This is a genomic window from Brevundimonas sp., from assembly GCF_018608325.1.
In the GTDB taxonomy this organism is placed as follows: domain Bacteria; phylum Pseudomonadota; class Alphaproteobacteria; order Caulobacterales; family Caulobacteraceae; genus Brevundimonas.
The window spans coordinates 43,613-64,573 of the sequence record NZ_JABAZW010000102.1 but is presented as its reverse complement, the minus strand read 5'-3'; the positions used below and the strand labels follow the sequence as shown (position 1 = coordinate 64,573).

Here is a 20,961-nt window from a genome sequence, read left to right as displayed (position 1 = left end):
CCGCCCGCCGAAGAAGTGGTTGTTGCAGTCCACGCGGGCCGTCTTGCCCACGATGATCTCGACCTTCAGCGCGTCTTCATTCGCCTGCTGCGGCAGACGGATCACGTGGCGCGTCTGGCCCGCCGTCGCCGCGGGAAAGGCCTTCAGCTCATCTGCGCCTTGTGGCCCAACACCCGGTCCAACCTGGGCGGATGTCGTGCCGCACGCGGCCAGGGTCATGGCGGCGGCGCAACTCAGGATGGTCAACGGATATTTCATGGCGGGCCTTTCAGGGCTTTGAAGCTTCGCCATTCAAACGCGTTTTCACGTTTCGCGTTCCTCTAGGCCAGGGCGAACACGCACAGCCGATGCCCGTCAGGGTCGCGCGCAACGAAGCCCCTCCCCTGCGCCATTTCCTCGGGCGGCGTCACGATCCGCGCCCCGCGATCCCACCAGTCGATGTGCAGATCATCCACCGCCGCCGCAGCTTCCAGCCGAAACCCGACCTGAACCGCCGCACTGGCGCTTCCCTCGATCCGCCGCCACAGGCTCAGCCGCCGTCCCGACGCCAGCACGAACAGCGCCCGGTCCGCGCTGGCCTGCACCGGACGGCTGGCCAGCAGCCGTTCATAGAACCGCGCGCTGGCTTCAGGGTCCGCCACGTCCAGCAGAATGTCATCCGTGTCGGTCATCAGCCCCTCCCGTCGTTTCGACAGGAACAAAACTAGACCGTGATACTGCCAGTTTTCGTCAGCATTGTTCAGCCGCGTGGCGCTTTTCCAGTTCTTCGCGATAGGTCTTCATCAGGGCCTGACGTCGCGCGGGATAGCGCCCCTCCTGCACCTCGGCCTCCACGATCCGGTCGGTGCGGAAGCTGCGGAAATCCTGACGTAACTCACACCAGGCCAGCAGCAGCCGCACCCGGTCGAAGAAGGCCAGGGCGAACGGCCAGACCACCCGCTCCGACGCCCTGCCCGCCTCGTCGCAATAGCACAGGTTCAGCTTGCGCTCGGTGCGGATCGCCTTCCTCAGCAGGGCCGGATCAACCGTATCCGTCGGGAACGGCGCACCCGGCACGACGAACAGGGACGAACTGTCCATCTCTTCCTTCAGATCCGGCGGCAGCACCGCGCCGATCCGCGCAACCGCGCTCAGCGCCGCCTCCTTCAGCCGCCCGTCCGCCCGCTCGGCCACCCAGCGCGAACCCAGCACCAGCGCCTCGATCTCTTCAGGCGTGAACATCAACGGCGGCAGCATGAAGCCGGGCCGCAGCACATAGCCCACCCCCGGTTCGCCCTCGATCGTCGCCCCCTGCGCCTGCAGACTGGCGATGTCGCGATACAGGGTCCGCAGACTGACCCCCATCTCATCCGCCAGCGCCCGCCCGCTGACCGGCCGCCTATGCCGCCGCAGGGCGTTCAACAGATCAAAAAGGCGCTCGGATCGGGACACGCTGCAACCCTACCAGACCTGCTGCCAGAAAGCGGCAGCAGTCAGCACGGCTTTCAGCAACTTGCAATAGACAACAAAGCACGCACAAATCACTTCAAGATCCCACACAGGAGAGCGGTCAGTGCTTCTTCCTCGATATGCGACCCTAGCCGCCTTGCTGACCCTGAGCGCCTGCGCGCACAAGCCGACAGTTGCCGCATGCACGCCAATACCAAGGCCACCCTGCGGCGAGGGTTATGTCGCCCTCTATTTCGAACCAGAAACCGAGACATTCGCGCGTCCGTTCACTGGCGGGTTTGTATGGCTGGCGGAGGTGGCCGACCGCTGTGACTTCACATACACAGCAATCACAGGCCTGCCCGATCCGGCCAACCCCGGGGATGCAGTCCCTCTGGCCGTAAAACGGGCCGAACGCGTGCGCGACTTCCTGAATGCATTCAGCATCCCCATCACCGCGTTCGAATACGGCGACGCTGAACAACAGGCCAAACCCGGGATCTCATACCACAGCCAGCGTTCGTCGGGTCGTTAGTCGATCTGCCCGGCTCGTGACTGATGCCCTAAAAACACCTCTACCTGCGGATGGGCCGCCGCCCAGCGACGCAGGCGATCCGCAGTCAATTCCGCACTGGCCCTCGCTGTGGCGGGCAAGGGTTGCGGCATGGCCTCATCCCAGCCCAAGCGCGTGTGCACGGCATCACCGACCACCAGCTTGGGGCCGTCCGTCGCATTGATCAGATAGCCGGTTGATCCCGGCGAATGGCCCGGCAGCCACACCGCCCACACCGATCCGTCGCCGAACACATCGATCATGCCTGAAAACACGCCATCCGGATCTGATCCAAACCGCCACTCGTGCAACGGACCATAGCCTTCCAGCGCAATATCCGCAGGGCGACCAGTCACCCTATTGGCCAGGCTTTCGTCCTCCGGATCACCCGCGCCGACATAAACCGGCGTGCTCGATGACAGATCCATCAGTCCGCCTACGTGGTCAAAATGCAGATGGGTCAGGAACACCGCGCGCGGTGGCTGTTCATGGCTCAGCCAATCCTCCGTCGTTTGGTCGATGCGAATGTTCAGGTCAGCGATGGCGCGCCGCATGAAGGGATTCAGCTTCGCCTCCAGTTTACGCGATACGCCGCTGTCGATCAGATAACGCCCGAACCGGGGATGGTCGATGACATAGGCATAGATGCTCGCCTCCTCCATGCCCTTGGGAATGCTGGCGGTGCGGGGATCATTGCGGTCGATGAACATGCCCCGTCCCGCCGTCCACTGCGCAAACTTCACCCGCTGAAAACCGACCACTCCCGGTCGCAACAAACTGGCCTCCATCACCGAGGTTCGCGACGCGGCTCCCAGGTCAGCAGTAGTGACCGGATGAATCGAAGCGGCTGTCGCGCAGGCGCCCAAGGCTAAAATCATGACAGGCATGACAAGCCGAAGCCGTCGTGAAATTCTCGACACACCCATAGACCGCTCCTGAGCTTGCACCTTTTCACGTATCGAAATACATAAAAATATATCTGTCAATCAGATGAGATCGACACACAATGGCTGTTGTTATCGACCTGCCTGCTCCATCGCCCGCCGAACCTGCGGCCTTGATCCGCATTCGACGCCTCAGTCGTCCGCTGGAATGGCTTTTCGCCACCCTGTTCGTGATTGGCGCGATCATTCTGTCGGTCGCCGTGGTCGCTGTGCTGACCTATGTGGGACAAAGGGTTCAAGTTCGGCCCGGCGGTATGCAGATAATGCTGGGCCTCGAGGTTCCGCCCCTGCCTGCGGGATGGACAACGCTCGCTCCCCTGGCCTTCACACGGAAAATGGCCCTCGCTGGATCAGCCTGCCTGATGATCGTCCCGGCGTTAGCTGTGCTGTGGGAGTTACGGCGCCTTTTCGGCCTCTATCGTGCAGGCATTGTCCTCGGCGCCGAAAACGCGCGCTGCATCGGTCGCATCGCCCTGTGGCTGATCGCCTACGCCATTGCCCCGACCCTGGGCCATCTGCTGGTCGAAGCCAGCGGATTTGACGATAAAGGCTGGCTTCGTCTCGACAGCTTCAAAGCCCTGTGTCTGGGACTAGTTCTTCTGGTCATGGCCCGCGTCATGCAGTGGAGCGCTGAAATCCACGATGACGCATCGAGGTTCGTCTGATGCCCATTCTGCTGCGTCTCGATGTGGTCATGGCCAGACGGAAAGTGCGCTCCAATGTTCTGGCGCGCGCCATCGGCATATCTGAAACCAATCTGTCCCTGCTGAAGTCCGGCAAGGTCCGCGGCCTGCGCTTCGAAACTCTCGACGCCATCTGCCGCTACCTGGACTGCGCGCCCGGCGACCTTCTGGAATATGTGCCGGACGAAGCCGAAGAGACGACGCCAATCCAGCGCGCCAACAACGCATAATACGCCCCAGCGCGCCTCTCACCCAACCTCTCGGAGTTGCCATGCCACAGCATATGGGTGTATCCGCCCGCCTCCGAAGACGATTAGAGACCCATGTTCATCCACTCCGTCACCATGAATGCGCCCAAGTGCCTGGACCGACTGCCGGTTCAGGGCGAGGTCGTGTGCGTGGAGGGCGTGTAGGGAACAATCGGTCAAACGGCTTCGGTTTTCCAGCAACCCCTCCCGCCATCGGCCGGAGGGGTTTCTTGTATCTGCAAGCGACGCCTCCCCTGCCGTTCCGTGAGGATCAGAAACAGAAAAGGAGACGTCGGCCATGTCTGGCTATGACGTAATCGAAACCCCGGACCATGTGCCCATCAAGGCCTGGACCCGGGGCGTGCCCATCGAGGATGCGGCGCTGAAACAGTTGAAGAACGTGGCCTCGCTGCCGTTCATCCATAAACATGTCGCGGTCATGCCCGACGTGCACTGGGGCATGGGGGCGACGGTGGGTTCGGTGATCCCGACCGTGGGGGCGATCATTCCCGCCGCCGTGGGCGTGGACATCGGCTGCGGCATGATGGCGGTGCGGACCTCGATCCGGGCCGAGCATCTGCCTGACGACCTGTCGGCCATCCGCTCCGCCATCGAGGCCGCCGTTCCGCACGGCCGCACCGACAACGGCGGGCGCAACGACAAGGGCGCCTGGGCGGCTGAACCCCCGTCGTCGGCGTTCACCCGCTGGGCTGACCTTAAGGCGGGCTATGACGCCGTGGTGGAGCGTCACCCCAAGGCGGCGCACCCGCGCGGTTTCGGCCATCTGGGCACGCTGGGCACCGGCAACCACTTCATCGAGCTTTGCCTTGATGAGGCGGGCGATGTCTGGGTGATGCTGCACTCCGGTTCGCGCGGGGTCGGCAACCGTTTCGGGACCTATTTCATCGAACGGGCCAAGCACGAGATGCGCCGCTGGCACATCAACCTGCCGGATCAGGACCTGGCCTATTTCCCGGAAGGGACGGACGGCTTCATCGACTATGTCCGGGCGGTGTCGTGGGCGCAGAAATACGCGCGCGCCAACCGCGAGGTGATGATGGATCAGGTGCTTGGGGTGCTGAAGGCCATCTGGCCGGATCTGGAGACGACACAGGAAGCGGTGAACTGCCACCACAACTATGTCTCGAAGGAAAAGCACTTCGGCAAGGATGTCTTCCTGACCCGCAAGGGCGCGGTGTCGGCCAAGGACGGCGAACTGGGCATCATCCCCGGATCGATGGGGGCGAAGTCGTTCATCGTGCGCGGCAAGGGCAATGCGGAAAGCTTCTGCACCTGCTCGCACGGCGCGGGCCGGACCATGAGCCGCACCGAGGCCAAGCGCCGCTTCACGGTCGAGGACCACGTCCGCGCCACCGCTGGCGTCGAGTGCCGCAAGGACGCCGAGGTGATCGACGAAACCCCAATGGCCTATAAGGACATCGACGCGGTCATCGCGGCCCAGACCGACCTGATCGAGGTCGTGCACACCCTGCGTCAGGTGGTGTGCGTCAAGGGATGACGGGAGCCGGTTGCGTGCAGACGCGACCGGCTTTCGTCGTTTCAGCATCCCGAGTGTAAAACCCATTCACCCCAAATGCTGCCCCGGGCAACGCCACCCTGTCGCCATCAAAACCTTATGGCGACCACCGCCGCAAAGGTTCTTTCGCCGCCAATATGGCGCTCTCGACGTCCCCCATCTGGGCGTCGATGACGTGCTCAGGTCCGAACGGAACCTCCACGCCCAGCCACAGCCGGTCGTTTTCAGCTATGCTGTCAGGCTTGTTGTCGAGCACTCCAAGATAGCGCCCGTTCAGGGTCTCGCGAACAATGACCCACATCCGTTCAACGACGTCTTCGTCAGTCCCGTCGCCTGACACACCAATCTCAAACAGAAGCTTGGCGTAATCGCCTGTGATCAAGGCGTTTCTGATCCTGGGATCGGGAAGCTCGAAACGACCCGGATAGGTCTGCTGTCGTTCTTCTGCGTTCAGCAGCCGCCAGCCATCTTCATCAAGGCTCGGCTCCCGCATGTCGCCCAAAAGCTAAGCCGCTTCCTTCGGCATCACATCGCCCACAGTCGGGCGGTTCTCGGCCCTCGTCAGCTTGATGTCGCGGGGTTTAACGATTTCGCCGCAGCAGCCGCAGGCGATGCGGGGCGTCAGGGTCTGGCCGCAGGTCTTGTGGACCATGTCGATGCCGCTGTCGGTTCCGCCATAGACGTGCTTGTTGCCCCAGCCGTGCAGGGTCACCAGCACCCCGTACAGGTCCTTGCCCTTGGCGGTCAGGACATATTCGTTGCGCGGCGGGCGTTCGGAATAGAGGTGCGGCTCAAGCACTCCGTGCTGCACCAGGCTTTTCAGCCGCGCGGCCAGAACATTGCGCGCCACGCCCAGATTGTCCTGCCACTGTTCGAACCGGGTCACGCCATTGAAGGCGTCGCGGATGACCAGCAGCGTCCACGGGTCGCCGATCACCTCAAGCGTTGCGGCGATAGAGCAGCTCTGGCGGCTATAGTCTGCGGTGCGTCCCATACGGGTGAAAGTGACCCCGCGTCAGTGTTTTTGCAAGGGTTGCCAATCTGAACCCAGTCAGTCAGTCTTGTTTGGCAACGGACGTGCAGCCCTCCCAGCTCGCAATCCTTGTTCCTTTGACTGGCGGAGGGCGCGGGTTCAAACCGCACCTTCCGTTTTTTGTGTTTGCTCGTTTTTGACTTGCCTGCTCAGGACTGCGTGATGACGCCTCCCCAATCCCTCGACGCCGTTCTGGCCTTCCAGACCCTTGAAGACGGAGCCCTGTCCGTCGCCGTGCCCGGCCATTTCTCCAACGGCCCGAACAGCCTGCCGCCGGAAAAGGGTTTCCCCTTCGGCGGATTGCTGGCGGCCCTGTGCGCGCAGGGGATGCGCGAAGGCCTGTCGCTGACGGCGCCGCTGCGGTCCCTGTCCGTCCAGTATCTGTCAGCGGCCAGGTTCGGCGAGCCCGTCTCATTCCGCCCCCGCCTGCTGCGCGGCGGCCGCAACGTCCTCTATGCCGCCATCGAGGCCGATCAGGACGGGCGCATGACCCACCACGCCACCGGCACCTATGGTCTGGACAGCGCGCCGCCGCCTGCGTCGCCCCTGCACCGCGTCCCGCCGTCGTTGGACAGCCTGAACCCCGAGGCCCGCATCCACGGGCCGATGGCGCCCCATTTCTCCAGCCAGGTCGAATACCGCTTCGACGGCGGCCCCAATATTCTGGGCGGCAACGAAGGCAAGCCGGCGATCGAGCGCACCTGGATGCGGATGGCGGACGGCCGCGCACTGGACGAGGCGGCCCTGTGCTTCCTGCTGGACGCCGTCTATCCGCCCGCCTGGACCATCACCCGCACGCCCGCAATGATGACCACGGTGGATTTCCGCATCGACATCCTGACCGACCCGACGCCCCAGAACGCGCCTGACGGCTGGGCCTTCTTCGAGTTCAGCATGATCGATCTGGGTCTGGGCTGGACGGTCGATGACGCCGTCGCCTGGGGCGTGGACGGCACGCCTCTGGCCGTCGCCCGCCAGCGCCGCAAGCTGCTGCCGCAACGCAGCGCCTAAGGTCAGCCTCTATTCACCATTGCCGGTCCATCTTCGCCCTTTCCAGCGGAGCCTTTGAATGATCGACCGTCTCATCGTGCGTTCCGCCGCTCTCGGCGTGGTCCTGGGCGCAGGCCTGTTGCTTCAGGGCTGCGTCGTCGGGGCGGTCGTCGGCGGAACCGCTGCTGCCGTGGGCGGCGCGGCCAAGGCCACAGGCGCGGTGGTCGGCGCAGGCGTCGACGCCGTCACCACGTCGGACGAAGAAACCCGCGCCCGTCGCGAACGCGAACAACGCAGCTACGAACGCGAGCAACGCCGCTGTGAACAACGTCAGCGCCAGGGAAAGACGTGTTAGGTTCAATCGACATTCAGTCGGTCGAAATCTCAGATCGTCATTCCGGGGCGGAGCGAAGCGAAGAACCCGGAACCCAGGGCTGCGGCGCCATTGTTGGACGTATTCAGCGCCGGGTTGCGAGCCTCCTAGGTTCCGGGTTCGCGCTACGGACGCCCCCGAATGACGGTTTGGGGTTGAATGTCGATTAGCCCTAGGCTCCATGCCATGACCCCCCTTGTCCTGATCCCCGGCCTGTCCTGCACGGCCGAGATGTTCGCCCCTCAGATCGCGGCGCTCAGCCCGCACAGGCCGGTCACCGTCGCCTCGACTCTGGAGGGCGACAGCATGGCCCAAATGGCCGCCGCCATCCTGCGCGACGCCCCGCCACGCTTTGCGCTGGGCGGCATTTCGATGGGCGGCTACATCGCGTTCGAAATCATGAGACAGGCGCCGGAACGTGTGGAGCGGCTGGCCCTGATGAGCACCACCGCACGTCCCGATGCGCCGGAGCAAACGGTGCAGCGGCAAGCCTTGATCGAGCGGGTTGAGGCGGGAGAACTTGAAACCCTGCTGCGAGAAGTCTCGCCGCGTCTGGTCCATCCGCTGCACAAGGACGATCAGACGCTGATCGACACCCAGGTCCGCATGGGACTGGAAATCGGTGCTGATGGTTTCGTTCGCCAACAGAAGGTCAGCATCAAACGCGCGGATTCACGCCCCGACCTGCCCACCATCCGCATTCCCACACTGGTTCTGGTCGGCGACCGCGATCCTCTGACCCCGCCGATCCGCGCGCGCGAAATCGCCTCCGCCCTGCCGGGCGCCCATCTGGTCATCATCCCCGACTGCGGCCACGCCTCGACGCTGGAACAGCCGCAGGCCGTCAGTGCGGCGCTGGAGGAATGGCTGGTCGCCTAAAGGCTCAGCACACACCGCTCGTTGATCGTCGGACGCTCCACCTGAATACGGCACAGGCCCGGCCATTCGGGCTTCAACTGCGCCACAAACCATAGGCACAGGTTCTCCAGACTGGGCAGTTCCAGACCCGGGTGCTCGTTCAGCATCCCATGATCCAGCGTATCCGCCGCCGCCTTCAGCGCCCGGTCCAGCGCGCCCAGGTCCGCGACCCAGCCGTGTTCGACGTCCAGCACCTCGGACCGCACCGTCGCCTCGACCGTGAAGGAATGGCCGTGGACGCGGCGATAGATGCTGCCCTCGGGTTCGTTGGGGAAGTGGTGGGCGGCGTCGAACGTCGCCTGTTTGGTGATCTCGAAGACGGGCATTAGCGGACGCCGATGTATTTGTGGGTCTGGACGCTCAGGCGCCATTGGGGATGGGTCAGGCAGTATTCGATGGCGGCGGCGGTGTTCTGAACCTGGTCCGGCCCATCCATCGGCTGCAGCCAGAAACGTTCGAAATCCAGATGCTCGAACCGGTCGGGCATGGCCTTGTCCTGCGGAAAGACCAGTTTCAGCTCCTGCCCGCGCGTCTGGACCACGGCTGCATCCGCCTTGGGGCTGACGCAGATCCAGTCGATGCCGTCCGGCGCCGCAAGCGTGCCGTTGCTCTCAATCGCAATCTCAAACCCGCGCGCGTGCAGGGCCGCGATCAGCGGCGCATCCAGTTGCAGCAGAGGCTCGCCCCCGGTGCAGACCACCAGCTTGGGATCGCCCTCGCGTCCCCGCCACAGCGATGCGACATGATCGGCCAACAGGTCCGGCGTCGCGAACTTGCCGCCCCCGCCGCCGTCCACGCCGACGAAATCGGTGTCGCAGAAGGTGCAGACGGCGCTGGCCCGATCCTGCTCGCGTCCGCTCCACAGATTGCAGCCGGCGAAGCGCAGGAAGACCGCGGGCCGTCCCGCCTGTCCGCCCTCGCCCTGCACCGTCAGGAAGACTTCCTTGGCCGAATAGGTCACTTTGATGCGGCCCATTCATTATACCCCGCCGCGCGCAGCTCGCAGGCCGGGCATTCGCCGCAGCCATAGCCCCAGGCGTGCCGGTGCGTCCGGTCGCCCTGATAGCAGGTGTGGCTGTCCTCGATGATCAGTTCGACCAGAGCCGCCCCGCCAATCTGCTGGGCCAGTTCCCAGGTCTGGGCCTTCGTCAGCCACATCAACGGCGTCTCGATCACCACCGGCTTGTCCAGCCCCAGCGACAGCGCCCGCGCCATCGCCACCATCGTGTCATGCCGACAGTCGGGATAGCCGGAATAGTCCGTCTCGCACATGCCGCCGACCAGAACCTCCAGTCCGCGCCGGTCCGCCAGCGCCGCCGCCGCGACCAGAAAGATCAGGTTGCGCCCCGGCACAAAGGTCGTCGGCAGACCGCGCGCATCCATTTCGATCTTGCGATCTGCGGTCAGGGCGCTCTCGGCGATCCGCCCATATCCGGTCAGGTCCACCACATGGTCGTCGCCCAGACGATCCGCATACTGCGGCAGGGCCTTGATCATGCTGTCGCGCACCGTCTGGCGCGCCTGCATTTCGACCGCATGGCGCTGGCCATAGTCGAAACCCACCGTCTCGACCCGGTCGAACCGCTCCAGCGCCCACGCCAGACAGGTCGCGCTGTCCTGCCCGCCCGAGAACAGGACCAGAGCCGTCGTCGGGGCCGTCACAGGGGCCGTTTCGGGGGTCTTTTCCAGGATAACGCTCATGACAAACCTGCGGTCGGCCGGTCGGCCGCGCGCATGCACAAAGGGATGAAGACCCTAGATGGGTCGGGCGGGCCTCATACACCACCCCCGCCCAGGGCGCAAAACACGCATTTCCCCTTATTGTCACCGGTGGTCATCGGGGCCAATTTTGAATTCAGCTTAACCAATCAGCAAATGGTTCAGCTCCACTATTCAGCCGAGTATGGAGTTCTGAGGCAGTATGCCGACCATCGAGACCCTTGCTGAGCGCCCTGAACCGGTCGCGCCGACGATCTACGGATCGGAGGTTCTTGCGCGTTTTGAGCGCGAGCCCGACACGCTTGTAATTCCAGTTCTCGAAGACGGCGTCCCCGTCGGCCTGGTCGAGCGCAGCGCCTTCCTTGAAAAGATGGCCAGCCGTCTGGGCCATGCGCTGTACGACGCCCGCCCCATCAGCAACGCCATGGACCCCGAGCCCGCCGTCGTGGAATCCGACGTGCGGATCGAAACCTTCTGCGACGTCATGCTCAAGGGCGGCCCCGCAGCCCTGTTGCGCGGCTTCCTGATCACCAAAGACGGTCGCTACCACGGCGTCGGCACTGCGGCGTCACTGCTGCAGGCCGTCAACAATCGCCAGCGCGAACAGAACCGCGAACTGGCCGCTCAGGCCGCCGTTCTCAGCGACACCAAGACCCAGGCCCTGTCCGCCGCCCGCGCCAAGAGCCAGTTCCTGGGCATCATGAGCCACGAACTGCGCACGCCGATGAACGGCGTCCTGGCCGTCGCCGAACTGCTGCGCCGCCAGCCCCTGACCGAGACGGCCCAGGCCCATCTTCAGACCATCGTCGATTCCTCCGAAACCCTGCTGCGCATCCTTCAGGACGCGCTGGACCTGTCCAAGGCCGAGGCGGGCGAGCTGGAGCTGCAATCCGTGCCGACGCCTCTGCGCGCCCTCATGGACGACATCCAGTCGATGTGGGAGCCGCGCGCCTCTCAGGACGGCGTGACCCTGCTGGTCGGCTATGAGGGCGACACCGAACTGGTCGCCAATATCGACGGCGTCCGCCTAAAACAGGTCTTCGCCAATCTGGTCAGCAACGCCCTGAAATTCGCCCGCAACGGCGTCGTCGAGGCCCGCCTCAAGGCCTGGGTCGAGGGCAACCAGGTCCGCATGGAGGCCCGCGTCCGCGACGACGGCCCCGGCGTCGACATGGACCGCGTCGACACCCTGTTCGAACCCTTCGTCCACGGCTCAGGCCCCGACGGCGCAGGCCTGGGCCTGTCGATCTGCCGTCAGGTGATCGAGCGCATGGACGGCCGCATCTGGGCCCAAAACAACAATGGGCGCGGCGCCACCTTCGCCTTCGACCTCAGCGCCGAACGCGCCTTCATCGAGACGGAAGAGGAATCCAACGTCGCCGCCCTGTCCGATCTGCAACTGCAGTCGGCGCCCCACATTCTGATCGTCGACGACAACGCCACCAACCGCGTCGTGGCCCAGGCCCTGTGCGAGATGTTCGGCTGCAGCTCCGAACTGGCCGAGGATGGCCTGGAAGCGCTCGAAATGGTCCAGAAGCGCGCCTTCGACATGGTCCTGATGGACATCAAGATGCCGCGCATGGACGGCGTCCAGGCGACCCAGGCCATCCGCGCCCTGCCCGGCAAGCTGGCCCGCCTGCCCATCGTCGCCCTGACCGCCAACGCCGACCCTGACGACGCCAAACACTATCTGTCCATCGGCATGGCCGCCGTGGTCGAAAAGCCGATCAAGCCGGAACGTCTGCGCATGGCAATGAACGCGGCCCTGTCCAACGCCGCGTCCTCGGAAGAGGATGGAGAAGCCCCCGACCCGGAAGACGCCTTACGAAGCGGCCGCCGCTTCGCCTGACGCCTCAGCTGATCCTTCCGCAAGGCTCGACACCGCCTCGTCGTCCTCATCATCATAACCCACCAGACGCAGCGCCCGCGCCTTCTGGTCATTGATCTCGGCCCAGCGCAGCAGGCCTTCCTCGCGTCCGTGGGTGATCCAGACCTCGTCGGGCTTCAGTTCGGTGAAGGTGTCGGTCAGCTCGGTCCAGTCGGCGTGGTCAGAGATCACCAGCGGCAGCTCCACGCCCCTCTGACGCGCCCTGGCCCGCACGCCCATCCAGCCAGAGGCGAAGGCCGTCACCGGATCGGCGAACCGCCGCGCCCAGCGGTCCTGAATGGCTGACGGCGGCGCAATCGCCACCTCTCCGCCCAGCGAACCCTTGGGCAGATCGCGCGTCGTCAACAACGGTCCCAGATCGACCCCTTCGCGCTCATACAGCGCATTCAGCCGCTCCATCGCCCCGTGCACATAGATGGGCCGCTCCCACCCCGCCTCACGCAGCAGCTTGATGACCCGCTGCGCCTTGCCCAGCGCATAGGCCCCGACCAGATGCGCCCGCTCCGGGAACTGGCCCAGCGACCGCACCAGACGCGCGACCTCCTCTTCCGCCGGCGGGTGGTTGAACACCGGCAAACCGAACGTCGCCTCGGAGATGAAGACATGGCACGGGACCGGCTCGAACAGGGCGCAGGTCGGATCGCGACGCCGCTTGTAATCGCCTGACACCACCATGGTCAGGCCCTTCCACCGCACCTCGACCTGAGCCGAGCCCAGCACATGACCCGCGGGGACCAGACGCAGATCAACCCCGTTCAACGTCGTCCGCTCGCCGTAGTCGACCGCCTGTTCGCGGGCCGTAAAGTCCGCGCCATAGCGTTCCGCCATGATCGCCAGCGTCTGCCGTGTCGCCAGCACCGCCCCATGCCCCGCCCGCGCATGGTCCGAATGGCCATGGGTCACCACCGCCCGATCCACCGGCCGCACCGGGTCGATGTAGAAGTCGCCGGGCGGGCAATACAGGCCGGCGGGCGTGGGATGCAGCAGGTCTTCCGGGCGGATCATGACGAACCTAACGCTCTCGACGCCGTCTGGTCGCCCCTTCATACAGGAACAACCCTGGATCAGGCTGCATGAGTTGCTTCACCCTATGACCGAGACCTTCTCCACCACCATCCTGCCGCAACTGGCGTCAGGCGCGGCTCATACCCAGGCCCTGGGCTTCCAGTTCGACGGCCTGCATGACGGCGAGCCGCGCATCCATGTCCCATGGCGCGAGGATCTGGTCGGCGACCCCGACACCGGCGTCCTGGCCAGCGGTCTGGTCACCACCATGCTCGACCATGTCGGCGGCCTCGCCGTCTGGGCCGTGATGGACGAGTTCCAGCCCATCGCCACCCTGGACCTGCGCATCGATTACATGCGCGCCGCCCGCCCGCGTAAGGACCTGAAGGCGCAGGGGCTCTGCTATCGCCTGACGCCCACCATCGCCTTCGTCCGCGCCTGGGCGTTCGAAACCGATCCTTCAGACCCGGTCGCTGCGGCCCAGGCCGCCTATGTGCTGAACAAACCCCGCCCGCGTTCGGAGACCAAGGCATGACCTACGTATTGGACCACCTGCCCTACGCCCGGTTTCTGAACCTGCAGACCCATATCAGCGGCGACGAACTGACCGTCGTCATGCCCTTTGCGGACAAGCTGATCGGCAACCCCATGCTGCCCGCCCTGCACGGCGGCTCGACCGCCGCCCTGCTGGAGATGACCGCCATGGCCCAGGTGGCGCTGGCCTTCCCCGGCGCCCGCCTGCCGCGTCAGATCAACGGCACCGTCGCCTATCTGCGCACGGGTCGCCCGTTGGACGTCTTCGCCCGCGCCAGCATCAGCCGCGCCGGGCGTCGAATCGCTCATGTCCAGGCCGAGGCCTGGCAGGAACAACGCGACCAGCCGATCGCCAGCCTGACCGCTCACTTCCTGCTCGACAACAACTCATAGATGAAATCAGCGCGTCATCACTACTCAGGATACGCGCCAAACTCCCTATACAGGCTGCAAAGTGTGCCATTTTGAGAAACGTGGCGTCTAGAATCGCCTTTTGCCTCAAAGGTTAACAAGTCACTACCAGACAAGGTTAATGAATGGTAAAGCGTCACATGTTGTAAACCTTACACGGGGCTCCTCTCATGGACCGGACTGAAGTCGTCGCCAGCGTCGCCAGTGACCTGCACGCGACCGAGCATGCCATCGACGCCGCCATCACCCAGGCGACGACGCTGATCCAATCCTTCATCGGCGCCCGCACGGCGCTGTCGCTTTCGCCCGTCGCCGCCACGGCGTCGCAGGCCAAGGCCATGGAAACCATCGCGGCCCTCGCCGCCGCCCGCGAGTCGATCGTGGCCTGCCACGCCGAGCTTCAAAAAGACCACCGCCGCATGGGCTACGGCACTTATGCTGCCGGTCCGGGCGGTAAGCCTGACGACTGGCTTGATCCGAAACCGCGCGAGACCAAGAACCATCTCCGCAGCGTTGCGTGAATTCGCAGTAATCTGCGCCAAAGGGCCTTTCGCCCCTAGCTGAATTTCCTGCATTATCGCCCCTGAGCAGGATGCTTGGGGGCGATTTTGCATGCTTAATATGAGCTACGCCATTTTGGGCGCCGTGTTCATGGTCGCGATGGCGGGCTTCGCTTTTTTAAAAGGCGGGGACACCGAACGAAATGGCGCAGGAGCCTATCTCTTAGCTTGGTTCGCTAGCGTAGTCGTCCAGCAAAACACAGATTTGGGCTCTGCTCGTCCGGCAGTTTTATTTGCCATAGATGCAGCGCTCCTTATATCTTTTGCAACCATAAGCTGGAAATCTAAAAGAAGTTGGCCAGTATGGGCTAGTGGATTACAGCTTTTGACCGTCATGAGTCACATCATGATACTTCTCGACACTCGACTTCCTTTTGCATCCCTATACACAGTCACGAATTTGAGCGGTTATCTCATTATCGGCTGTATCGTATGGGGCACCTTCTGGGCGTGGCAGGAGCGTAAGGCCGCGCGTGGTTGAATAGGGATATTTTCCTAACTATTCTGGTGGCGTCGCAATCGCGGAATCGCCGATGCCCCTGTCTCACGCCAAACTCTGGAAGGCTGTCGACGCCCTCGCCCGTCGCGAGGGCCTGACGCCGTCGGCCCTGGCCAAACGCGCAGGCCTGGACGCCACCAGCTTCAATCCCTCCAAACGCTTTAACGCGGGCGATCCGCCTCGGCCCCGCTGGCCGTCGACCGAGAGCGTGACCCTGATCCTGCAGGCGACCGGCGTATCCCTGGCCGAGTTCGCGGAACTGGCCGAGGACGCCGCCCCCGTTCCCGCGACCATTCCCCTGCTGGGTCTGGCCAAGGCGGGTCAGGGCGGCTTCTTCGACGATGCAGGCCTGCCCATCGGCGACGGCTGGGACCAGACCGAACTGCCGCGCCCACGCGACACCCTGTTCAGCCTCAAGATCACCGGCGATTCCATGTCCCCCCTCTACCGCGAAGGCGACCGCGTCATCGTGGATCAGCAGGAGACGCGCGTGCGCCGCGGCGACCGCGTCGCCGTCCGCCTGACCTCTGGCGAGACGGTGGCCAAGGAGATCACCGGCCTGACGTCCCGCGCCGTCACCCTTTCCTCCATCAACCCGGACTATCCGCCCCGTGTGGTGCCGCGCGGTGAGATCGAGTGGATGGCCCGCATCCTGTGGGTCAGCCAGTAAAAACCCCGCCCGGAGAACCGCACGGGGCTTTTCTGCTCAAACGGAGAACCGTGAGCCTGTGACTGCCGACCCGTTCAGGACCGGAGGGGCAGGAACGCCTGACCGCGCCGACAGCCGCCACCTGTGATCTTAGTTGGCCGTGACGTAGTGGGCGTTCACCCAGCCGCCGCCAGCGATCTGAACCCACTCGCCCTGCGAGCCCACGACGGTGAAGGGCTGACCGGCGGACAGGCTGCCGGCCTGACGATAGTTGGCGCCGGGACCGCTGCGGATGCGCAGGTTGGAGGTGGCGCGGTACTGACCGCCCTGCGAGGCGTTGGCCGCCGCACGGGTCCGTTGCTGGTTGCAGCCGATGTAGGAACCGGCCGCAGCACCTGCGCCCGCACCGACCACCGTGCCTGCCGTGCGCTCATTGCGCGCAAGATTGGAGCCCACCACGCCGCCGACCACTGCACCGATCAGGGCGCCTGCCGTCTGGCGACCGCCGGGGGCGTCGCAGTTGGTGATGCCGTTGGCCTGGGCCTGAGCCGCCATCGGGGCGGCGGTGACCAGCGCAGCCAGAGCCGCAGCCGTGGCCAGACCCGTATTCAGAAACTTGTTCGACATGGCCGTCTCCTGTCATTGCATCGTCGTTGAAGACACAATGCCCGGACGAACCTGAAGGCTCCCCCAGCCTGCCTGTTATTTTCGGTTCATGTTTGCTGCGGCTCAGGCCGCGCGGCGCAAAATTCGGCGTCTTTCGATCAGCCGATAGGCCGTATCGAGTTCACGCACCACCAAGTGTTTGCGGCGCACGAACTGGAAATCCATCACCCTGGCCCACAGGTGCAGCAGGGTGTCATGGGTGACGAAGACGGTCACCGCCTCGACTTCCGGCGGCGGTCCCCACGCGGCCTGAAGATGGGCCAGATGCTCCGTCGTGGCGTCATCGGGCAAGGGCTCGCCCAGAGCGATCCAGTCCCAGCCACACAGTTCAGGCCGCGCGGCGATCAGCGCCAGCGTGACCTCCAGCAATCGATCCGATGACCCGGCCGAGACCATGTCGAGCTGAAATATACAGGCGTCTTCGTCGATGACGTAGTCCAACATCGCCTCCACATTAGAGGCGAAGTGGAAGGCTCGCTCCGTTAAGAAAGCCTTCCACTAAGGAATACCCCTTATTCTTTGGACGACTTGGCCAGTTCGCCGTTTGCGCCTGCTTCGATCAGCGCAATCGTCTGCGGCAGGCCATAGATGGCGGCGAACGAGCCGAAACGCGGCCCTTGCGATGCCCCCAGAAGCACTTCGTACAGCGCCCCGAACCAGGCGCGCAGCGGCTCGAACGCCTGTTCCTTGCCGACCGCATAGACCTCGTTCTGGATCAGTTCGCCATCCGTGGTGTCGGCAGGCAGAGCCTTCAGGCGCGCCGCCAGATCAAGCAGTGCCGCCTTCTCCTTGTCGTCCGGCAGGCGGTACGACTTGGAGGGCTTCACGAAGTCCTCGTAGTAGTTCAGCGCATGGTCCATCAGTCGGTCCAGCAGCGGCTCGTTCTCAGGCGTCGCATCCGGCAGATATTTGGCGAAATAGGCCCACAGTTGCGCCTTGCTGGACGCATTGGCCACGCCCACCAGATTCAGCAGCAGGGCGAAGGACACCGGCGAGGTGTGGGTCGGCGGATCACCGGCGTGGATCGACCAGACGGCGTTGTCGATCCGCTTAAGCGGCTCCTGCGTCTTGTAGCTTTCGATGAAGGCCAGATAGTCGTCGATCGCGCGCGGAATGACGTTGAAGTGCAACGACTTGGCCGACTTGGGCGACTGGAACATATACCACGACAGGCTCTCGGGAGTGCCGTAGCGCAGCCATTCGTCCATCGTCAGGCCGTTGCCCTTGGACTTCGAAATCTTCTTGCCCTCGATGTCGAGGAACAGTTCGTAGTTGAAGCCTTCCGGCGGCGTGCCGCCCAACGCGCGGCAGACCTTGGAGCTTTCACGCACGCTCTCGATCAGGTCCTTGCCCGACATCTCATAGTCGATGTCCAGCGCGACCCAGCGCATGGCCCAGTCGGGCTTCCACTGCAGCTTCACATGGCCGCCGGTGACCGGAACCTCGGTGCGGTTGCCCGGCTCGCCTGCAGGGTCTTCGAAGGTGATGGTCCCCTTCTCGACATTGCGTTCCAGCGTCGGCACCTGCAGCACATGGCCGGTGATCGGGCTGACCGGCAGGAAGGGCGAATAGGTCGCGCGCCGCTCCTCGCCCAGCGTCGGCAGCATGATGGCCTGCACCGCGTCAAACCGCTCCAGCAGGGTCAGCAGGGTCGCGTCAAACCGCCCGGACTTGTAGGTCTCGGTCGAGGACATGAACTCATAGTCAAAGCCGAAGCTGTCCAGGAATGCCCGCAGACGCGCATTGTTGTGCGCGCCGAAACTGTCATGGGTGCCGAACGGATCGCGCACCCGCGTCAGCGACAGATGCAGGTCTTCACGCAGCATCTCCGGGTTCGGCACGCCTTCCGGCACCTTGCGCAGGCCGTCCATGTCGTCGCTGAACGCGATCAGGCGCGTCTTCCAGTGATCGCCGGTCAGGGCGCGGAAGGCGTTCCTCACCATCGTCGTGCGCGCCACTTCGCCGAATGTGCCCATGTGCGGCAGGCCCGACGGGCCGTAACCCGTCTCCAGGATCACCGGGCGGCGCAGGGCCTCGAACTTCGCCAGCGCCTCATCGGCCTTGCCCGCGTCGATCAGGGCCTTGGCCTCGGCGCGCTCAGCCTCCGCCAGCCGTTTCTTCAGCACGTGGGCCAGAAGATTGCGGGCTTGCTCAAACGGCCAGGACTTGGCCTCGCGGGCGAGAGTTTCGAGGTTCTGTAGCATGGGCGGCGGTTTGCAGGCTGCAAACCGCGCGGTCAACCGTCCGTCGCCCTTTGCTGGCGGGCTTTCAGCCCTTTGCGGCGGTCACAATGACCTCGACCAGATAGTCCGGCGTCGCCAGCCTGCTTTCACCCGTCGCACGGGCGGGCGGATTGGCGGTGTCGACCCAGGCGTCCCAGACGCTGTTCATCGCCTCGAAATCAGCCATGTCGGCCAGCCAGATCTGGGCCATCAGGATTTTCGACTTGTCGCTGCCCGCCTCGGCCAGCAGGGCCTCGATCTCGGCCAGCGCCGTCTTCGTCTGGGCGACCACATCATCGCCCGGCTCACCCACCTGTCCCGACAGATAGATGGTGTCGCCATGAATCACCGCCTCGCTCATGCGGGCGCCGGGCTGGATGCGGGTGATCATGGGAAGAACTCCTGTAAAACGGTCGCTGCACCTATCGGCATGAGAGCACGTCTGTCTAGGACCGCCCCTCCCCTCCGTCACCCTCGGGCTTGACCCGAGGGCCGGGCGCAGATCGGGCTGTGCGTACCTTCATCGCACCAGCAGCCGAACCTCCGATCCTCGGGTCGAGCCCGAGGATGACGAAACGGAGAAATCCCGCCCTATCCCCCCGCCGCCAGCACGTTGCGGATCGCAAGGCTGGAGTGGATGCGCGACACGCCGGGCAGGCGCGACAGCACGTCCTTGTGGATCACCTCATAGGCGGCGATGTCGGGCGCCACGGCGCGGACGATATAGTCCGCCTCTCCCGCCATCAGATAGCAGTCGCGGATTTCCGGGTGGTTCCTGACCGCCGCCTCGAACCGGCGCATGTGGTCATCGGTCTGTTTCTCCAGCGTGATCTCGACATAGGCCACCACCCCGTCGTCGGCGTCATTGGCCAGCACGGCGGCATAGCCGCGGATCACGCCCCGCTCCTCCAGTCGGCGCACCCGCCGCAGACAGGCGGACGGCGACAGACCGACCTCGGACGCAAGGTCCGCATTGCTGATCCGCCCGTCGGCGCGCAGGCGCTGCAGGATGCGTTGATCGACAGGATCGAGCAGGGTCACAATTTTCCGCCTTCTGACCGCAGATAATTGCGTAAACCCTCTATCAGCCGCTGATCATTGCGCAAACAGGCAGGATCATCGAACGACGCAGGGGTAACTTCCGCCCAACGAAAACAATCGGCTTGGAAGCGTCACATGCGGGTTCTGGTGCTTGGTTCGGGCGTCATCGGCGTCACCACCGCCTGGTATCTCAATCAGGCAGGCCATGAGGTGGTCGTGGTCGACCGCGAGAGCGGCCCGGCGCTGGAGACCAGCTTCGCCAATGCGGGTCAGGTGTCGCCCGGCTATTCCGCGCCGTGGGCCGCGCCGTCGATCCCGGTTAAGGCGATGAAGTGGCTGTTGATGCGCCACGCGCCGCTGATCATCCGTCCGCAATTGGACATGGCCATGATCCGCTGGACCCTGGCCATGCTGCGCAACTGCACCCACGAACGCTATGCGCTGAACAAGGGGCGGATGGTGCGTCTGGCCGAATACAGCCGCGACCAGCTGGACCTGCTGCGCCGCCAGACCGGCATCGCCTATGACGGGCGCGAGCAAGGCACGCTGCAACTGTTCCGCACCGAAAAACAGCTGGCCGACGTGCACAAGGATGTCGACGTCCTGCGCGCCCAGGGTGTCCCGTGCGAAGTTCTGGACCCCGCAGGCTGCATCGCCGCAGAGCCGGGTCTGGCCGCATCAGACGTTCCCTTCGTCGGCGGCCTGCGCCTGCCGAATGACGAGACGGGCGACTGTTTCCTGTTCACCAATGCTCTGGCCAGGATGGCGGCGGAACAGGGCGTGGTCTTCCACAACGGCGTCCAGATCCACGGCCTGACCGAAGCCAATGGCCGCGTCGTGGGCGCGCGCACCAGCATGGGCACGCTTCAGGCCGACGCCGTGGTCGTGGCGCTGGGCTCCTATTCGCCGCAGATGGTCGCGCCGCTGGGGCTGAAACTGCCGGTCTATCCGGTGAAGGGCTATTCGATCACGGCCCGGATCACCGACGCAGAGCGCGCCCCCGTCTCGACCGTCATGGACGAAAGCTACAAGGTCGCCATCACCCGTCTGGGCGACCGCA

At 64.4% G+C, this 20,961-nt stretch carries 29 protein-coding genes; 14 read left to right on the top strand and 15 right to left on the bottom strand.

Features of this window, described 5'->3' with window-relative positions; genetic code table 11:
- The 3 genes from QZ281_RS10450 to QZ281_RS10440 form a co-directional block, all read right to left on the bottom strand.
- Positions 1 to 258 (bottom strand): ecotin family protein (locus tag QZ281_RS10450; protein WP_292228076.1); only part of this gene is annotated, 258 nt, incomplete at its 3' end.
- Positions 259 to 320: 62 nt separating this feature from the next.
- A complete protein-coding gene (locus QZ281_RS10445; RefSeq protein WP_292228075.1) occupies positions 321 to 671 on the bottom strand; it encodes a VOC family protein in 351 nt (116 codons plus the stop codon).
- A gap of 58 nt (positions 672 to 729) precedes the next feature.
- Positions 730 to 1,431 (bottom strand): YafY family protein, encoded by a 702-nt coding sequence (locus tag QZ281_RS10440; RefSeq protein ID WP_292228073.1) that lies wholly within the window; start codon positions 1,429 to 1,431, stop codon positions 730 to 732.
- Between the two features lie 121 nt (positions 1,432 to 1,552).
- Between QZ281_RS10440 and QZ281_RS10435 the strand changes: the two genes are divergently transcribed.
- Complete coding sequence (locus tag QZ281_RS10435) at positions 1,553 to 1,963, top strand: hypothetical protein (protein WP_292228072.1); 411 nt, start codon at positions 1,553 to 1,555, stop codon at positions 1,961 to 1,963.
- Here the strand turns inward: QZ281_RS10435 and QZ281_RS10430 are convergent.
- Positions 1,960 to 2,967: an MBL fold metallo-hydrolase gene (locus QZ281_RS10430; RefSeq protein ID WP_292228069.1), complete on the bottom strand. Its 1,008-nt coding sequence runs from the start codon at positions 2,965 to 2,967 to the stop codon at positions 1,960 to 1,962. The genes QZ281_RS10435 and QZ281_RS10430 overlap by 4 nt on opposite strands.
- 20 nt (positions 2,968 to 2,987) lie before the next feature.
- On the opposite strand from QZ281_RS10430, the gene QZ281_RS10425 reads away from it, so the two are divergent.
- The 3 genes from QZ281_RS10425 to QZ281_RS10415 all read left to right on the top strand — a co-directional run bounded on the left by QZ281_RS10425 (position 2,988) and on the right by QZ281_RS10415 (position 5,375).
- Complete coding sequence (locus QZ281_RS10425) at positions 2,988 to 3,590, top strand: DUF2975 domain-containing protein (RefSeq protein ID WP_292228066.1); 603 nt, start codon at positions 2,988 to 2,990, stop codon at positions 3,588 to 3,590.
- A complete protein-coding gene (locus QZ281_RS10420; protein WP_292228063.1) occupies positions 3,590 to 3,838 on the top strand; it encodes a helix-turn-helix transcriptional regulator in 249 nt (82 codons plus the stop codon). The genes QZ281_RS10425 and QZ281_RS10420 overlap by 1 nt, the downstream gene beginning before the upstream one ends.
- Before the next feature lie 316 nt (positions 3,839 to 4,154).
- Positions 4,155 to 5,375: an RtcB family protein gene (locus tag QZ281_RS10415; RefSeq protein WP_292228061.1), complete on the top strand. Its 1,221-nt coding sequence runs from the start codon at positions 4,155 to 4,157 to the stop codon at positions 5,373 to 5,375.
- 115 nt (positions 5,376 to 5,490) lie between these two features.
- Here QZ281_RS10415 and QZ281_RS10410 read toward each other — a convergent pair whose 3' ends face one another.
- Positions 5,491 to 5,775, bottom strand: coding sequence for a hypothetical protein (locus QZ281_RS10410; RefSeq protein ID WP_292228059.1), 285 nt, complete (start codon positions 5,773 to 5,775; stop codon positions 5,491 to 5,493).
- A gap of 123 nt (positions 5,776 to 5,898) precedes the next feature.
- Positions 5,899 to 6,387 carry a helix-turn-helix domain-containing protein gene (locus QZ281_RS10405; protein WP_292228056.1) on the bottom strand — a complete coding sequence of 163 codons (489 nt, stop codon included), beginning with the start codon at positions 6,385 to 6,387 and terminating at the stop codon, positions 5,899 to 5,901.
- 201 nt (positions 6,388 to 6,588) lie between these two features.
- Here QZ281_RS10405 and QZ281_RS10400 point away from each other — a divergent pair, with 201 nt between their 5' ends.
- The 3 genes from QZ281_RS10400 (at position 6,589) to QZ281_RS10390 (ending at position 8,668) form a co-directional block, all read left to right on the top strand.
- Positions 6,589 to 7,437, top strand: a complete 849-nt coding sequence (locus QZ281_RS10400) for a thioesterase family protein (RefSeq protein ID WP_292228053.1) — start codon at positions 6,589 to 6,591, stop codon at positions 7,435 to 7,437.
- Between the two features lie 58 nt (positions 7,438 to 7,495).
- Positions 7,496 to 7,771 carry a hypothetical protein gene (locus tag QZ281_RS10395; RefSeq protein WP_292228051.1) on the top strand — a complete coding sequence of 92 codons (276 nt, stop codon included), beginning with the start codon at positions 7,496 to 7,498 and terminating at the stop codon, positions 7,769 to 7,771.
- A gap of 204 nt (positions 7,772 to 7,975) precedes the next feature.
- Positions 7,976 to 8,668, top strand: a complete 693-nt coding sequence (locus QZ281_RS10390; RefSeq protein WP_292228048.1) for an alpha/beta fold hydrolase — start codon at positions 7,976 to 7,978, stop codon at positions 8,666 to 8,668.
- Here the strand turns inward: QZ281_RS10390 and QZ281_RS10385 are convergent.
- The 3 genes from QZ281_RS10385 to queC are packed head-to-tail and all read right to left on the bottom strand — an operon-like array spanning position 8,665 to position 10,408.
- Entirely contained in the window at positions 8,665 to 9,033 is a 369-nt protein-coding gene (locus QZ281_RS10385; protein ID WP_292228045.1) for a 6-carboxytetrahydropterin synthase, read from the bottom strand. The genes QZ281_RS10390 and QZ281_RS10385 overlap by 4 nt on opposite strands.
- The gene (gene queE / locus QZ281_RS10380) at positions 9,033 to 9,668 is read right to left on the bottom strand and encodes a 7-carboxy-7-deazaguanine synthase (protein ID WP_292228104.1); all 636 of its coding nucleotides are present in this window, start codon (positions 9,666 to 9,668) and stop codon (positions 9,033 to 9,035) included. The genes QZ281_RS10385 and queE overlap by 1 nt, the downstream gene beginning before the upstream one ends.
- Positions 9,665 to 10,408 carry a 7-cyano-7-deazaguanine synthase QueC gene (gene queC / locus QZ281_RS10375; RefSeq protein ID WP_292228042.1) on the bottom strand — a complete coding sequence of 248 codons (744 nt, stop codon included), beginning with the start codon at positions 10,406 to 10,408 and terminating at the stop codon, positions 9,665 to 9,667. Before queC ends, queE begins: the two co-directional genes overlap by 4 nt.
- 220 nt (positions 10,409 to 10,628) lie before the next feature.
- Between queC and QZ281_RS10370 the strand changes: the two genes are divergently transcribed.
- Positions 10,629 to 12,275, top strand: coding sequence for a response regulator (locus QZ281_RS10370; RefSeq protein ID WP_292228039.1), 1,647 nt, complete (start codon positions 10,629 to 10,631; stop codon positions 12,273 to 12,275).
- Here the strand turns inward: QZ281_RS10370 and QZ281_RS10365 are convergent.
- Positions 12,249 to 13,319 (bottom strand): ligase-associated DNA damage response exonuclease, encoded by a 1,071-nt coding sequence (locus tag QZ281_RS10365; RefSeq protein ID WP_292228102.1) that lies wholly within the window; start codon positions 13,317 to 13,319, stop codon positions 12,249 to 12,251. The genes QZ281_RS10370 and QZ281_RS10365 overlap by 27 nt on opposite strands.
- An 85-nt stretch (positions 13,320 to 13,404) precedes the next feature.
- Here QZ281_RS10365 and QZ281_RS10360 point away from each other — a divergent pair, with 85 nt between their 5' ends.
- From QZ281_RS10360 to QZ281_RS10340, 5 genes are all read left to right on the top strand, one after another.
- Complete coding sequence (locus QZ281_RS10360; protein ID WP_292228036.1) at positions 13,405 to 13,854, top strand: PaaI family thioesterase; 450 nt, start codon at positions 13,405 to 13,407, stop codon at positions 13,852 to 13,854.
- Positions 13,851 to 14,246 (top strand): PaaI family thioesterase, encoded by a 396-nt coding sequence (locus QZ281_RS10355; RefSeq protein ID WP_292228033.1) that lies wholly within the window; start codon positions 13,851 to 13,853, stop codon positions 14,244 to 14,246. Before QZ281_RS10360 ends, QZ281_RS10355 begins: the two co-directional genes overlap by 4 nt.
- Before the next feature lie 188 nt (positions 14,247 to 14,434).
- Complete coding sequence (locus QZ281_RS10350; protein ID WP_292228029.1) at positions 14,435 to 14,785, top strand: hypothetical protein; 351 nt, start codon at positions 14,435 to 14,437, stop codon at positions 14,783 to 14,785.
- Between the two features lie 100 nt (positions 14,786 to 14,885).
- Positions 14,886 to 15,305, top strand: a complete 420-nt coding sequence (locus QZ281_RS10345) for a hypothetical protein (RefSeq protein WP_292228027.1) — start codon at positions 14,886 to 14,888, stop codon at positions 15,303 to 15,305.
- A gap of 52 nt (positions 15,306 to 15,357) precedes the next feature.
- Positions 15,358 to 15,993 (top strand): helix-turn-helix transcriptional regulator, encoded by a 636-nt coding sequence (locus tag QZ281_RS10340; RefSeq protein WP_292228023.1) that lies wholly within the window; start codon positions 15,358 to 15,360, stop codon positions 15,991 to 15,993.
- 129 nt (positions 15,994 to 16,122) lie between these two features.
- On the opposite strand, the gene QZ281_RS10335 is transcribed toward QZ281_RS10340, so the two are convergent.
- The 5 genes from QZ281_RS10335 to QZ281_RS10315 form a co-directional block, all read right to left on the bottom strand.
- The gene (locus tag QZ281_RS10335) at positions 16,123 to 16,599 is read right to left on the bottom strand and encodes an SH3 domain-containing protein (RefSeq protein WP_201099434.1); all 477 of its coding nucleotides are present in this window, start codon (positions 16,597 to 16,599) and stop codon (positions 16,123 to 16,125) included.
- Positions 16,600 to 16,701: 102 nt separating this feature from the next.
- Positions 16,702 to 17,082: a hypothetical protein gene (locus QZ281_RS10330; protein ID WP_292228019.1), complete on the bottom strand. Its 381-nt coding sequence runs from the start codon at positions 17,080 to 17,082 to the stop codon at positions 16,702 to 16,704.
- A 68-nt stretch (positions 17,083 to 17,150) separates the two neighbouring features.
- Positions 17,151 to 18,842 (bottom strand): lysine--tRNA ligase, encoded by a 1,692-nt coding sequence (locus QZ281_RS10325; protein WP_292228016.1) that lies wholly within the window; start codon positions 18,840 to 18,842, stop codon positions 17,151 to 17,153.
- A 64-nt stretch (positions 18,843 to 18,906) separates the two neighbouring features.
- A complete protein-coding gene (locus QZ281_RS10320; RefSeq protein WP_292228013.1) occupies positions 18,907 to 19,251 on the bottom strand; it encodes a RidA family protein in 345 nt (114 codons plus the stop codon).
- A 200-nt stretch (positions 19,252 to 19,451) separates the two neighbouring features.
- The gene (locus QZ281_RS10315) at positions 19,452 to 19,901 is read right to left on the bottom strand and encodes an Lrp/AsnC family transcriptional regulator (RefSeq protein ID WP_292228010.1); all 450 of its coding nucleotides are present in this window, start codon (positions 19,899 to 19,901) and stop codon (positions 19,452 to 19,454) included.
- A gap of 135 nt (positions 19,902 to 20,036) precedes the next feature.
- On the opposite strand from QZ281_RS10315, the gene QZ281_RS10310 reads away from it, so the two are divergent.
- On the top strand, positions 20,037 to 20,961 hold a 925-nt coding region (locus tag QZ281_RS10310), incomplete at its 3' end, for a D-amino acid dehydrogenase (protein WP_292228007.1).

Bases quoted from the DNA above. Each gene is read 5' to 3' on its own strand.
- QZ281_RS10370 (WP_292228039.1), top strand. From the start codon at position 10,629: ATGCCGACCATCGAGACCCTTGCTGAGCGCCCTGAACCGGTCGCGCCG.
- QZ281_RS10425 (WP_292228066.1), top strand. From the start codon at position 2,988: ATGGCTGTTGTTATCGACCTGCCTGCTCCATCGCCCGCCGAACCTGCG.
- QZ281_RS10355 (WP_292228033.1), top strand. From the start codon at position 13,851: ATGACCTACGTATTGGACCACCTGCCCTACGCCCGGTTTCTGAACCTG.
- QZ281_RS10445 (WP_292228075.1), bottom strand. From the start codon at position 671: ATGACCGACACGGATGACATTCTGCTGGACGTGGCGGACCCTGAAGCC.
- QZ281_RS10350 (WP_292228029.1), top strand. From the start codon at position 14,435: ATGGACCGGACTGAAGTCGTCGCCAGCGTCGCCAGTGACCTGCACGCG.
- QZ281_RS10420 (WP_292228063.1), top strand. From the start codon at position 3,590: ATGCCCATTCTGCTGCGTCTCGATGTGGTCATGGCCAGACGGAAAGTG.
- QZ281_RS10400 (WP_292228053.1), top strand. From the start codon at position 6,589: ATGACGCCTCCCCAATCCCTCGACGCCGTTCTGGCCTTCCAGACCCTT.
- QZ281_RS10385 (WP_292228045.1), bottom strand. From the start codon at position 9,033: ATGCCCGTCTTCGAGATCACCAAACAGGCGACGTTCGACGCCGCCCAC.
- QZ281_RS10390 (WP_292228048.1), top strand. From the start codon at position 7,976: ATGACCCCCCTTGTCCTGATCCCCGGCCTGTCCTGCACGGCCGAGATG.
- QZ281_RS10415 (WP_292228061.1), top strand. From the start codon at position 4,155: ATGTCTGGCTATGACGTAATCGAAACCCCGGACCATGTGCCCATCAAG.
- queC (WP_292228042.1), bottom strand. From the start codon at position 10,408: ATGAGCGTTATCCTGGAAAAGACCCCCGAAACGGCCCCTGTGACGGCC.
- QZ281_RS10320 (WP_292228013.1), bottom strand. From the start codon at position 19,251: ATGATCACCCGCATCCAGCCCGGCGCCCGCATGAGCGAGGCGGTGATT.
- QZ281_RS10345 (WP_292228027.1), top strand. From the start codon at position 14,886: ATGAGCTACGCCATTTTGGGCGCCGTGTTCATGGTCGCGATGGCGGGC.
- QZ281_RS10365 (WP_292228102.1), bottom strand. From the start codon at position 13,319: ATGATCCGCCCGGAAGACCTGCTGCATCCCACGCCCGCCGGCCTGTAT.
- QZ281_RS10330 (WP_292228019.1), bottom strand. From the start codon at position 17,082: ATGTTGGACTACGTCATCGACGAAGACGCCTGTATATTTCAGCTCGAC.
- QZ281_RS10405 (WP_292228056.1), bottom strand. From the start codon at position 6,387: ATGGGACGCACCGCAGACTATAGCCGCCAGAGCTGCTCTATCGCCGCA.
- QZ281_RS10335 (WP_201099434.1), bottom strand. From the start codon at position 16,599: ATGTCGAACAAGTTTCTGAATACGGGTCTGGCCACGGCTGCGGCTCTG.
- QZ281_RS10395 (WP_292228051.1), top strand. From the start codon at position 7,496: ATGATCGACCGTCTCATCGTGCGTTCCGCCGCTCTCGGCGTGGTCCTG.
- QZ281_RS10360 (WP_292228036.1), top strand. From the start codon at position 13,405: ATGACCGAGACCTTCTCCACCACCATCCTGCCGCAACTGGCGTCAGGC.
- QZ281_RS10340 (WP_292228023.1), top strand. From the start codon at position 15,358: ATGCCCCTGTCTCACGCCAAACTCTGGAAGGCTGTCGACGCCCTCGCC.
- QZ281_RS10325 (WP_292228016.1), bottom strand. From the start codon at position 18,842: ATGCTACAGAACCTCGAAACTCTCGCCCGCGAGGCCAAGTCCTGGCCG.